12 protein-coding genes and 3 tRNA genes are annotated in these 11,626 nt (G+C 74.1%); 10 read left to right on the top strand and 5 right to left on the bottom strand.

Features of this window, described 5'->3' with window-relative positions; all coding sequences use genetic code 11:
* Positions 1-29: 29 nt before the first annotated feature.
* The 3 genes from BM414_RS13960 to BM414_RS29420 form a co-directional block, all read right to left on the bottom strand.
* Positions 30-359, bottom strand: coding sequence for a putative quinol monooxygenase (locus BM414_RS13960; protein WP_093580035.1), 330 nt, complete (start codon positions 357-359; stop codon positions 30-32).
* A 118-nt stretch (positions 360-477) separates the two neighbouring features.
* Positions 478-858, bottom strand: a complete 381-nt coding sequence (locus BM414_RS13955) for a VOC family protein (protein ID WP_093580034.1) — start codon at positions 856-858, stop codon at positions 478-480.
* Positions 831-998, bottom strand: coding sequence for a hypothetical protein (locus tag BM414_RS29420; RefSeq protein ID WP_175551589.1), 168 nt, complete (start codon positions 996-998; stop codon positions 831-833). Before BM414_RS29420 ends, BM414_RS13955 begins: the two co-directional genes overlap by 28 nt.
* Before the next feature lie 102 nt (positions 999-1,100).
* On the opposite strand from BM414_RS29420, the gene BM414_RS13950 reads away from it, so the two are divergent.
* The 10 genes from BM414_RS13950 to BM414_RS13905 all read left to right on the top strand — a co-directional run bounded on the left by BM414_RS13950 (position 1,101) and on the right by BM414_RS13905 (position 9,511).
* Positions 1,101-1,913, top strand: coding sequence for a fumarylacetoacetate hydrolase family protein (locus BM414_RS13950; protein ID WP_093580033.1), 813 nt, complete (start codon positions 1,101-1,103; stop codon positions 1,911-1,913).
* Entirely contained in the window at positions 1,910-3,427 is a 1,518-nt protein-coding gene (gene gltX / locus BM414_RS13945; protein ID WP_093580032.1) for a glutamate--tRNA ligase, read from the top strand. Before BM414_RS13950 ends, gltX begins: the two co-directional genes overlap by 4 nt.
* Positions 3,424-4,638, top strand: coding sequence for a CPBP family intramembrane glutamic endopeptidase (locus tag BM414_RS13940; protein ID WP_139245844.1), 1,215 nt, complete (start codon positions 3,424-3,426; stop codon positions 4,636-4,638). Before gltX ends, BM414_RS13940 begins: the two co-directional genes overlap by 4 nt.
* 61 nt (positions 4,639-4,699) lie before the next feature.
* Positions 4,700-4,771 (top strand) — tRNA-Gln (locus BM414_RS13935).
* Positions 4,772-4,821: 50 nt separating this feature from the next.
* A tRNA-Glu gene (locus tag BM414_RS13930) sits at positions 4,822-4,894 on the top strand.
* A 100-nt stretch (positions 4,895-4,994) separates the two neighbouring features.
* Positions 4,995-5,067 (top strand) — tRNA-Glu (locus BM414_RS13925).
* Positions 5,068-5,202: 135 nt separating this feature from the next.
* On the top strand, positions 5,203-6,291 hold the full coding sequence (gene galT, locus BM414_RS13920; protein WP_093580030.1) for a galactose-1-phosphate uridylyltransferase: 1,089 nt from the start codon (positions 5,203-5,205) through the stop codon (positions 6,289-6,291).
* Positions 6,288-7,466, top strand: a complete 1,179-nt coding sequence (galK, locus tag BM414_RS13915; RefSeq protein ID WP_217644719.1) for a galactokinase — start codon at positions 6,288-6,290, stop codon at positions 7,464-7,466. The genes galT and galK overlap by 4 nt, the downstream gene beginning before the upstream one ends.
* Before the next feature lie 22 nt (positions 7,467-7,488).
* Positions 7,489-9,171, top strand: a complete 1,683-nt coding sequence (locus tag BM414_RS13910; protein WP_093580029.1) for a sodium:solute symporter family protein — start codon at positions 7,489-7,491, stop codon at positions 9,169-9,171.
* A gap of 16 nt (positions 9,172-9,187) precedes the next feature.
* Positions 9,188-9,511 carry a hypothetical protein gene (locus BM414_RS13905; RefSeq protein WP_217644718.1) on the top strand — a complete coding sequence of 108 codons (324 nt, stop codon included), beginning with the start codon at positions 9,188-9,190 and terminating at the stop codon, positions 9,509-9,511.
* Positions 9,512-9,604: 93 nt separating this feature from the next.
* Here BM414_RS13905 and BM414_RS29415 read toward each other — a convergent pair whose 3' ends face one another.
* Together BM414_RS29415 and BM414_RS13900 are read right to left on the bottom strand one after the other, a co-directional pair.
* On the bottom strand, positions 9,605-9,766 hold the full coding sequence (locus tag BM414_RS29415; protein WP_175551587.1) for a hypothetical protein: 162 nt from the start codon (positions 9,764-9,766) through the stop codon (positions 9,605-9,607).
* Between the two features lie 149 nt (positions 9,767-9,915).
* Complete coding sequence (locus BM414_RS13900; protein ID WP_093580028.1) at positions 9,916-11,025, bottom strand: sulfite oxidase; 1,110 nt, start codon at positions 11,023-11,025, stop codon at positions 9,916-9,918.
* Between the last annotated feature and the right edge of the window lie 601 nt (positions 11,026-11,626).

Genomic DNA, 11,626 nt, shown 5'->3' with positions numbered 1-11,626 from the left:
GTGCCGGTCAGCCGGTCAACGCCCGCGGCTCAGCGCCGCGGCTGCACCTCGCCCATCGGGCCGAAGCCGCTGACGTCGGGGGTGTCGACGTAGATGATCTGCGGCTGCTCGGCGACCAGGTCCGACATCCAGTCGAAGGCGGCCCTGGCGTGCGGGGTGGCCACGTGCGAGGCGCCGGCGTCGGAGTCCCGGAAGCCCTCGATGCAGACGAAGGTGGTCGGGTCCAGGACGCTGCGGGACCACTCGAAGAACAGGCTGCCCTCCTCGGCGTTCACCGCCGCGGCGTACTCGTCGGCCTTGGCCCGGAACTCGTCGATCGCGTCGGGACGGACGGGGAACTTGATGACGATCAGGATCACGACTACTCCTCTGGTCGATCCGAGTGGGGCCCGGAGGTCTCCGCGCAGGAGCGGCCGTACGAGCTCCGCCCGGCCGGGGACGGCTCCTGGGTGCGGTGTCGTCCGGAGGACGACGGTGTCACAGCGGGTCGAGGCGGCGGCGCAGCAGGCAGAACGGGTTGCCCTCGGGGTCGGCGAGCACGTGCCAGCTCTCCTCCCCGGTCTGACCGACGTCGGCCCGGGTGGCGCCGAGGTCGAGCAGCCGCTGCAGCTCGGCGTCCTGGTCGCGGTCGGTGGCGTTGACGTCGATGTGCAGCCGTGACTTCCCCGGGTCGGGATCGGCGACCGGCGCGAACACCAGCGTCGGGGCGGCGCCGCCGAAGCCGGCCTCCGGGCCGATCTCGACCGCCCCGTCGTCGTCGCGCCCGAGGACCCGGTAGCCGAGCACCTCCGCCCACCAGGCGGCCAGCGACTCGGGGTCGCGGCTGTCGATCACGAGCTCACTGAAGCGGGCGGCCACCCGGCCATCGTGGCCGCTGTCGGCCGGCCCTGCGCGGCGTCCTGCTCGCGGGTGTGGTCCACGCAGCCGATCGACACGGTCAGCGAGACGCCCTCGTCCAGGGTGACCCGGACGCTGTCCTCCCCCCGGGTGCCCGCCACGACCGGGGCCGCTCCCTCCCCGGGGGCGCTCCCGCGCCGGCGGCGATGGTCGCACGCGGCGCCCGGACGGGGGCCGCGCGCCGGGTCAGTAGCCTCGCAGGCGTGCGCATCGTCCGCTTCGCCTCGCCCTCGGGCATGTCCTTCGGAGTCCTCGACGGCGACGGCCAGGTCGCCCAGATCGAGGGCCACCCGTTCGGGACCATCTCCTTCACCGGCCAGCGCTTCGCGCAGGCCGACGTGCGGCTGCTCTCGCCGATCCTGCCGAGCAAGGTGGTCTGCGTCGGCAAGAACTACTCCGACCACGTCAAGGAGATGAACACCGGTGACGCGCCCGAGCGCCCGCTGCTGTTCCTCAAGCCGTCGACGTCGGTCATCGGCCCCGGCGACGCCATCCGCATCCCGGCCGGCAGCACCAACGTCCACCACGAGGTCGAGCTCGCCGTCGTCATCGGCGCCCGCGGTGCGCGCAACCTGACGCCCGAGCAGGTCCCGGGCAGCGTCTTCGGCTACACGATCGGCAACGACGTCACCGAGCGGGACATGCAGAAGGCCGACGGGCAGTGGACCCGTGCCAAGGGCTTCGACTCGTTCTGCCCCCTGGGCCCCTGGATCGAGACCGACCTGCGCGGCGTGGGCAAGGACCCGGCCGACCTGGAGATCACCTGCACCGTCGACGGCGAGCCGAGGCAGGCCGGGCGCACCAGCCAGCTGCTCTTCGACGTCCCCACGCTGGTCAGCTACATCTCCCAGGTCATGACGCTGCTGCCCGGCGACGTCGTCCTCACCGGCACCCCCGCCGGCGTCGGGCCGATCCGGCCCGGCCAGCGGGTCGAGTGCGCCATCGAGGGCCTCGGCTCGCTGACCAACTCGGTGAGCGGCGCCGACACCGCCTCCACCGCGGGCGGCGCCCGATGACCACCCCGGCGTCCCCCGTGCGCACCCGCTTCTGCCCCTCGCCGACGGGCATGGTCCACGTCGGCCTGCTGCGCACCGCGCTGTTCAACTGGGCGCACGCGCGGCACACCGGCGGCGCGTTCGTCTTCCGCATCGAGGACACCGACGCCGCCCGCGACTCCGAGGAGTCCTACCGCCACCTGCTCGACTGCCTGCGCTGGCTGGGCCTGGACTGGGACGAGGGTCCCGAGGTCGGCGGCCCGCACGGGCCCTACCGGCAGTCCGAGCGCGCCGAGGTCTACCGCGACGTCGCCGCGAAGCTGGTCGAGGCCGGCCACGCCTACGAGTCGTTCTCGACCAACGAGGAGGTCGAGGCGCGGCGCCTGGCCGCCGGGCAGGACCCCAAGCTCGGCTACGACAACGCCGATCGTTTCCTCACCGACGCGCAGAAGGCCGCCTTCCGCGCCGAGGGCCGCGACCCGGTGCTGCGGCTGCGGATGCCCGACGAGGACCTGGTCTGGACCGACCTGGTCCGCGGCGAGGTCCGCTTCGCCGCCGGCTCCGTGCCCGACTTCGTCCTGGTGCGCGGCAACGGCGCGCCGCTGTACCCCTTCGTCAACCCCGTCGACGACGCGCTGATGGGCATCACCGACGTCCTGCGCGGCGAGGACCTGCTGCCGTCGACGCCCCGCCAGCTCGCGCTCTACGCGGCGCTGACCGACGTCGGCGTCGCGAGCGGGACGCCGCGCTTCGGCCACCTGCCCTACGTCACCGGCGAGGGCAGCAAGAAGCTGTCCAAGCGCGATCCGCAGTCCAACGTCGACGTGTACCGCGAGCGCGGCTTCCTCCCCGAGGGCTTCGCCAACTACCTGGCGCTGCTGGGCTGGTCGATCGCCGAGGACCGCGACGTGTTCTCGATGGCCGAGATGGTCGAGGCCTTCGACGTCACCCGGGTCAGCGCCAACCCCGCCCGCTTCGACGTGAAGAAGGCCGAGGCGATCAACGCCACCCACGTGCGCGAGCTGCCCGTCGAGGAGTTCGTCGCCCGCGTGGTGCCGTTCCTCGCCGGCGCCGGGCTGGTGGCGGACCCGCCCTCGCCCGAGCAGGACCGGGTGCTGCGCACGATCGCGCCGCTGGCGCAGGAGCGCACGGTGGTCCTCTCCGATGCCGTCGGCCTGCTGGGCTTCCTCTTCACCGAGGAGGTCGCGATCGACCCCGCCGCGGCCGCGAAGAACCTGCGGCCCGAGGACGGCGAGGTGCTCGACGCCGCCGCGGGCGCGCTGCGCGACCTGGCCGACTGGAGTGCCGCCGGCATCGAGCAGGCACTCAAGAGCGCGCTGGTCGACGGGCTGGGCCGCAAGCCGCGGCAGGCGTTCGGGCCGGTGCGGGTGGCGGTGAGCGGCCGGACGGTGTCGCCGCCGCTGTACGAGTCGATCGAGCTCCTCGGGCGCGAGCGCACCCTGGCGCGGCTCGCGGCGGCCCGGGACACGGCTCGGGACACGTCTCGGGACACGTCGAGGGGCACGGCGGGGTGACCGTCCCGCCCTGGGGCGGTGCCGCCCCGGCCGGCCCCGCCGGCTGGGACGGGGAGCCCTACACGGGCCCGCCGCCCACCGGCCCCTACGGGGCCCCGCCGCTCGTGCCGGGCACGCCGTACGGGCCCGGGGGAGGTCCGTGGGCGCCGGCCGGGGGAGGAGGGCCCGGCCCGGTGCCGTGGCCGCTGGGCCCGGTGCCGCTGCCGCCCGGTCCGCACGGCCCGGCCGGCCCCGGTCCCTTCCCGCCGGGCATCAAGATGGCACCGCCGCCCGGCACGCCCCCGCACGACGAGCCGGTGCCCTTCCTGCGCGCCATGCGGGCACGGGACTGGGCCTGGTGGCGACCGCTGCTGGGCCTGCTGCTGTTCACCGTCGCCTACGGCGTCGCGGCCTTCGTCGTCGTCCTGCTGGTGGTGCTGACGGGTGTCTCCCCGGACCTGCAACTGCTCGACCTGGTCGACCCGGGCGTGCTGCTGCTGACCAACCTGTCGCTGATCGTGGCGATCCCGATCGTCTGGCTGGTCTGGGTGGCCGCGCACGGCATGCGGCCGGGCTGGTCGTCGTCGGTGCTGGCCCGGCTGCGCTGGCGGCTGTTCGCGCCGTACACCCTGCGGGCGCTGGCCACGCTCGGCGTCGGCATCGTCGTGTCGGTGGCCCTGGGCTTCCTGCTCGGCGACGCCGGGGTCACCGGTCCGGTCGACGACGTGGGCTGGTTGCTGCTGGTCGTGGTGCTGACCACGCCGCTGCAGTCGGCCGCCGAGGAGTACGTGTTCCGCGGCTACCTCAGCCAGACGATCGCCGGCTGGATCCGCAGCCCGCAGTCCGGTGCCGTGGTGGCCGCGGTGGTCACCGCCGCCCTGTTCTCGCTGGCCCACGCACCCGGCGACGTCGTCACGTTCCTCGACCGGTTCGTCTTCGGCCTGGCCGCCTCCGCCGTGGTGTGGCTCACCGGCGGACTGGAGGCGGCAATCGTCCTGCACGCGGTGAACAACGTGCTGGTGTTCTTCCTGGCCGGGTTCCTCGGCGGCGAGGTCGCCACCGAGGAGGTGCCGGCCGGCGTCGGGGTGCTGTACCTGCTGCTCACGCTGCTGGCGATGGGCGCCTACGTCACGGTCGTGGCGGCGTCGCGCCGGCGGCTGCGGCCGGAGGTGCTGACGGAGGCCCGGGACCTGCGGGTCCCGGCGGGCGACCCGCGGACCCGGGGGTGGTGACACGTCGTCTCCGGGCGTCGGGTATCGTTCTCCCCGGCGCCGCGAGGTGCTGGCCAATCCTTGGGGTATGGGGTAATTGGCAGCCCGACGGATTCTGGCTCCGTTAGTCTAGGTTCGAGTCCTGGTACCCCAGCGAGGAAGCACCACCTCCTCAGCACCACCGCAGCACCTGCACCACCGCACGGCCCCGTCGTCTAGCGGCCCAGGACGCCGCCCTCTCACGGCGGTAGCGAGGGTTCGAATCCCTTCGGGGCTACAGCGCAGCGAGAGCCCCCGGTCACCGACCGGGGGCTCTCGCCGTCCCGGCGGACCCTGGTACGGACACCGGTGGCGGCCGTGGCACCATGGAAGCGCCCGGCCCCGTCGTCTAGCGGTCCAGGACGCCGCCCTCTCACGGCGGTAGCGAGGGTTCGAATCCCTTCGGGGCTACAGCGGCACGCCAGCAGGGCCCCCGGCCACCCGGCCGGGGGCCCTGCTGCATCCCCGGGTCCCGAGTGGCCCATGATCGCGGGCAGGCATAGCGTTCCGAGGGCCCCTCCCCGGGCCGGGAACGGAGGCGAACAGGTGATCCGGACGAGTCGCCGGCTGGCGGACGGTCGCGAGATCCTCTACTTCGACGCCGACGGCACCCCTGCCCGCACGGCCGAGGACTGCCGCGACCTCCCACCGGTGGGGACACACTCCCAGCTGCGCTGGGACGCCCTGCTCGGCGAGTGGGTGGTGATCGCCGCCCACCGGCAGACCCGCACCTTCCTGCCCCCGGCCGACCAGTGCCCGCTGGACCCCTCGCGGCCCGGCCGGCCCACGGAGGTGCCCGAGGCCGACTACCAGGTCGTGGTCTTCGAGAACCGCTTCCCGTCACTGGCCACCGCCGTCGACCGCGACGTCGCGCCCGCCGCCCCCGGCGCCCCGCTCGCCGAGCTGCGCCCTGGCTTCGGCCGGTGCGAGGTGGTGCTGTTCACCAGCGACCACGACCAGCAGTTCGCCGGGCTGGGCCGTGAGCGCGCCCGCCTGGTCGTCGACGTCTGGGCCGACCGCACCGCCGAGCTGGGCGCCCTCGACGGCGTCGAGCAGGTCTTCTGCTTCGAGAACTCCGGCGAGGAGATCGGGGTGACGTTGTCGCACCCGCACGGGCAGATCTACGCCTACCCGTTCGTCACGCCGCGGGTGGAGCGGGTGCTCGCGTCGGTGCGCCGGCACCGCGAGGCCACCGGCGGGGACCTGTTCGCCGAGCTCGTGGAGTCCGAGCGCACCGGCCCGCGGGTGGTGACGTCGAACGAGCACTGGATCGCCTTCGTCCCGGCCGCGGCGCGCTGGCCCTACGAGGTACAGATGTTCCCCACCCGCCGGGCGCCCGACCTGCCGGCCCTCGACGACGCCGAGCGGGACGCGCTGGCCGAGGTCTACCTCGACGTCCTGGGCCGCTTCGCGCACCGCATGGACACCCCCATGCCCTACATCGCGGCGTGGAACCAGGCGCCGGTCCGCACCGGCCGCGAGGACTGGTGGCTGCACCTGCAGCTCTTCTCCCTGCGCCGCGCACCGGGCAAGCTCAAGTACCTGGCCGGCTCGGAGTCGGGGATGGGGGCGTTCATCACGGACACGAACCCGGAGGACGTCGCCGAGCAGCTGCGGAACGTCGTGGTCCCGTGAGCGGCGCTCCTGACACGAAGGTGCCCAGCGACGGGGAAGCGGCGGCCCGCGCCGCCGACGCCTTCACGGCCCGGTTCGGCAGCGCTCCGGAGGGCGTGTGGGCCGCTCCCGGCCGGGTCAACGTGATCGGCGAGCACACCGACTACAACGGCGGCCACGTGCTGCCGGTCGCGCTGCCGCACACCACCCGCGCCGCGGCCGCCCGCCGCGACGACGGCCGCCTCGTCCTCGTCTCGGCCCAGCACCCGGACGGCGACGCCGACGTCGCCGTCGCCGACCTCGCGCCGGGGACCCCCGGCGGCTGGGCCGGCTACCCGGCGGGCGTCGTCGACCAGCTGCGCGAGCACGTCCCCGGCGGGCTGAGCCTGCTCGTCGACGGCGACGTCCCGGCCGGTGCCGGGCTCTCCTCCTCGGCGGCGCTCGAGTGCGCCGTCGCGCTGGCGCTGCGCGACCTGTTCGACCTCGACCTCGGCCCCGGCGACCTCGTCGACGTCGCCCGGCGGGCCGAGAACGACTTCGTCGGCGCCCCGACCGGCATCCTCGACCAGTCCGCGTCGATGCTCTGCACCGCCGGCCACGCACTGCACCTGGACACCCGCGACCGCAGCAGCGAGCAGGTGCCCCTCGACCTCGAGGCGGCCGGCCTGGCGCTGCTGGTGGTCGACTCGGGCACCACCCACGACCACGCCGCCAGCGGCTACGGCGAGCGGCGCCGCGAGTGCGAGGAGGCCGCCCGCCGGCTGGGCGTCGGCCTGCTGTGCGAGGTGGCCGGCGTCGACGCGCTCGCGCCGCTCGACGACGGCACCGGCCGCGGGGCGCTGCTCCTGCGCCGGGCCCGCCACGTGGTCAGCGAGGACGCCCGCGTCGAGGAGGTCGTCGGCCTGCTGCGCGCCGGCGGTGACCCGCGGGAGGTCGGTCCGGTGCTCACCGCCGGGCACGCCTCGCTGCGCGACGACTTCGAGGTGTCGGTGCCCGAGCTCGACACCGTCGTCGAGGTGGCGCTGGCCGCCGGCGCGCACGGCGCCCGCATGGTCGGCGGCGGCTTCGGCGGCAGCGCGGTCGCCCTCGTCGACGCCGCGGCCGTGGACGACGTGACCGCCGCCGTCACCGAGCGCGCCGGCGCCCCCCGTTCCTACGTCGTGGTCCCCGCCGCGGGGGCCAGGCGCCTGTCGTGACCCGACCCGAGTGGAGGCCTGAGTGGGCGATCTGAGACTGGACGCGACGTTCGTCGACTACCTCCTGGTGGCCGCCTACTTCCTCGTCGTGCTGCTGATCGGCGCCGCCGCGCGCAGGCGGGTGTCCGACAGCCTGGACTTCTTCCTGTCGGGGCGCTCGCTGCCCGCGTGGGTCACCGGCCTGGCGTTCATCTCGGCCAACCTCGGGGCCGTCGAGATCGTCGGCATGTCGGCCAACGGCGCGCAGTACGGCATGAGCACCATGCACTACTTCTGGATCGGCGCGGTCCCGGCCATGCTGTTCCTGGGCGTGGTGATGATGCCCTTCTACTACGGGTCGAAGGTCCGCAGCGTCCCGGAGTTCATGCGCCGCCGGTTCGGCACCGGGGCCCACCTGGTCAACGCGATCAGCTTCGCCGTCGCGCAGATCCTCATCGCCGGCATCAACCTGTTCCTGCTGGCCACCATCGTCGAGGCGCTGCTGGGCTGGCCGCTGTGGCTGTCGCTGATCGTCGCGGCGGCCGTGGTGCTCAGCTACATCACCCTCGGCGGGCTGTCGGCGGCCATCTACAACGAGGTCCTGCAGTTCTTCGTCATCGTGGCCGCGCTGCTGCCGCTGACGCTCATCGGCCTGAACCGGGTCGGCGGCGTCGGTGGGCTGATCGACCGGGTCACCGACTCCGGCCGGGGGGAGGAGCTGACCTCGTGGCCGGCCACCGACCTCTCCGGCATCGGCAGCCCCGTCCTGTCGGTGATCGGCATCATCTTCGGGCTGGGCTTCGTGCTGTCCTTCGGCTACTGGACGACGAACTTCGTCGAGGTCCAGCGGGCCATGGCGACCAAGTCGATGTCGGCCGCGCGCGCGACGCCGATCATCGGGTCCTTCCCGAAGATGTTCGTGCCGTTCATCGTTGTCATCCCGGGCCTGATCGCCACGGTGCTGGTGCCGGAGGTGGTCGAGGCCAGGGCGGCGTCGGACCCGGACTTCGACTACAACAACTCGATCCTGCTGCTGATCCGCGACGTCCTCCCCAACGGCCTGCTCGGGGTGGCCCTCGCCGGTTTGCTGGCCGCGTTCATGGCCGGCATGGCGGCCAACATCTCCGCCTTCAACACGGTCTTCAGCTACGACCTGTGGCAGCAGTACGTGAAGAAGGACCGGCCCGACGCCTACTACCTCGCCGTCGGCCGGTGGGCGACGGTCGGCGCGACCGTGGCCGCCATCGGGACGGCGATCATCGCCTCGGGCTACACGAACCTGATGGACTACCTGCAGACGCTGTTCGGCTTCTTCAACGCCCCGCTGTTCGCCACCTTCATCCTGGGCATGTTCTGGAAGCGGATGACGCCGACCGCGGGCTGGATGGGCCTGGTGTCCGGGACGCTGGCCGCGGTCGCCGTGGCCTTCCTCAGCGAGGACGCGTTCGGGACGGCGTCGCTGGGCGTGCTGCCCCTCGGCGGCCAGGGTGCGAGCTTCGTCGCCGCCAGCGCCGCGTTCGTCGTCGACATCATCGTCAGCGTCGCCGTCAGCCAGGTGACCGCGCCCAAGCCGGTCGCCCAGCTCGCCGGCCTCGTCTACTCCGAGACGCCGAAGGAGCAGCGCACCGACCCCGACGCGCACCGGCTGCCCTGGTACCAGTCGCCGACCAAGCTGGCCGGGATCGCGCTGGTCATGGTCATCGTCCTCAACGTGATCTTCCGCTGACGTCAGGAGCACGGTCATGAGCAGCAGCAGCAACAGCTCCACGCCGGCCAAGAAGGCGGCCGGCGCCTTCGACGTCCGCAACGTCATCGCCGCGCTGATCGGCTTCTACGGCGTCGTGCTGGTCCTCATGGGCCTGTTCGCGAACTCGCCGGACGAGCAGGCCAAGACCGGCGACGTCAACGCCAACCTGTGGGCCGGGCTCGCGATGATCGTCTTCGCCGCGGCCTTCGCCCTGTGGTCCCGGCTGCGTCCGATCGTCGTCGAGGCCCCGCCGGACCGGCAGGACCCCGAGGACGACGGCAGCGGCACGACGGCCGGCCCGTCCCTGCACAAGGGCTGAGGGCGCGGCCGCCGTCCCGGGGCCGGGGGGTCAGCAGGTCGGGCGGAGGAAGGTCACGGTCATCACGCCGCCGCAGCCACTGCGGTCCCAGTCCTAGTCGGTGGCCGGTGAGGTCGTCGTCCCGCTGTCGCCGGGCAGGACGGTGAGCGTGACGGCCGCGGCCACGGCCAGGGCGACCGTGACGGCGACGATCGCGAGCAGCATGCGGTGGGTGGCTGCCCAGGCGGCGGCCGGGGAACGGGGAACGGTGGTCATCGGAGGACCTCTCCGGGTGCGGCGGCAGGCCGCCCCTGGGTGCGGGGCCCGGCGGGACGGTGCCGGGGCCCACGACGGTCGTCCGTGCAGCGGGGAGGGCGGAACACGCCGCGGGGCGTATCCCGCGGGGTCCGCGGCGGCAGGAGGGTTCAGGACGCCAGGACGGTGACCGGCACCCGCTGCACGAGGTTGTTCGCCATGCCCTGCCGGTTCCACGGCTGCTCGACCGGCTGCGGGCCCTCGGCGTCGGCGGCGCGGACGACGAGCTCGGAGCTCCCTGGCCGGGCGTCCCAGGCACAGGTCCACGCGCGCCAGGCGTACGGGTGCGCGGGATCGGCCGGCGCGAGGTCGGCCGCGGTCCAGGTGGTCCCGCCGTCGGTGCTCACCTCGACGCCGGTGAGCGGGGCGCGGCCCGACCACGCGCGCCCGGTGAGGGTCACGAGACCGGGGTGCAGGAAACGCTCGCGGGTCATGAAGTCCGGGAACCCGGGCGGGGTCAGCAGTGCCCGCGGCGCGATGCGGGTGACCGGGACACCGGCCTCGTGCGCCTCGGTCTTGAGCCGGTAGGCCGTGGCGTTCTGGAACCCGTCGAAGGGACGGTCGAGCACCTCGATGCGGGTCAGCCACTTCACGTGCGCCATGCCGTACCAGCCGGGGACCAGCAGCCGCAGGGGCGCCCCGTGCTGCGGCGGCAGGGGCGCGCCGTTGACCGCCCACACCACGAGCACGTCGGGCCGCATCGCCTCGGCCAGCGGCAGGCCGCGGGCGTAGTCCTGCTCGACCCCGCGCTCGATCCCGTGGTCGGCGCCGGTGAAGACGACGTCGACCGCGTCGGGGGACAGGCCGGCCTCCTCGAGCAGCGGCGCCAGCGGTGTCCCGGTCCACTCGGCGTTGCCCACCGCCTCGAGCAGCCACGGCTGGCTGACCGGGCGCGGCTCCAGCCGGGCCCGGCCGTTGCCCGCGCACTCCAGCAGCACCCGCGCGGTGACCGCGGGGCGGCGGCGCAGGGCGTCGAGGTCCAGCCGCAGCGGCCGCCCCACCGCGCCGGTGACCTCCAGTCGCCAGCCGGCCGGGTCGGCGGCGGGGATGTCGTAGTGCGTGAGCACGTAGTGCAGGCCCGGTGGCGTGACGTCGTAGCGCAGCGCCTCCAGCGGCAGGCCGTGGTTGCGGGTGGCCAGCGCGAGCTCGTCGAGGCCGATGCCCTCCCCGGGCCCGGCGATCCGGGCGCGCCCGCGGGAGGTCGGCTCCGTCGTCGTCATGCGGGCAGTGTCCGCTCCGGGGCGGGCCCGGTGAACCCCACCGGCCGCCGGGGCCCGTGGAACCCCGCGAGGCTCCGGAGCGGCCTACCGTCGACGGCCACCGGCCGACGGCGGGAGCAGCCCATGGGCACCGGCCACCTGCGCGAGGGCGACGCGGACGCCCTGTCCGACCTGCTGGCGGCCGCCCGCGCAGCGGAGCCCGGCCCGGTGCTGCCGTGGGTGCTGCTCGAGGGCCTGCTGCGGCTGGTCCCGTGCGACGTCGACGTCAGCTACCAGGTGCACGACCACCGCCGGCGGCAGGGTCTGCTGCTGCAGGGCGTCATGGCCGACGGCACCCGGGGGATCGTGCGGCCGGAGCCGACGGAACCCGAGGACCGCTTCTGGCAGCTGTGGTGGTCGTCGATCTGCAGCTGGCCCCAGCGCACCGGCGACCTCACCAGCGTGATCCACACCGAGGACCTGTACCCGACCGAGCGGGCCCGCCGGGCCGACCCGATGCACGCCGAGGTGCTGACCGAGTCCACCGCCGAGCTGCTGGTCTCCCTGCCCGCCCCGCCCGGGGAGGCGCGGCGCCTGCTGTTCCAGCGGTACGACCCGCCGC

The organism is Geodermatophilus amargosae (assembly GCF_900116515.1).
GTDB lineage: Bacteria > Actinomycetota > Actinomycetes > Mycobacteriales > Geodermatophilaceae > Geodermatophilus > Geodermatophilus amargosae.
The sequence above is the reverse complement of the archived record's forward strand: the minus strand, read 5'-3'. Positions and strand labels throughout refer to the sequence as shown.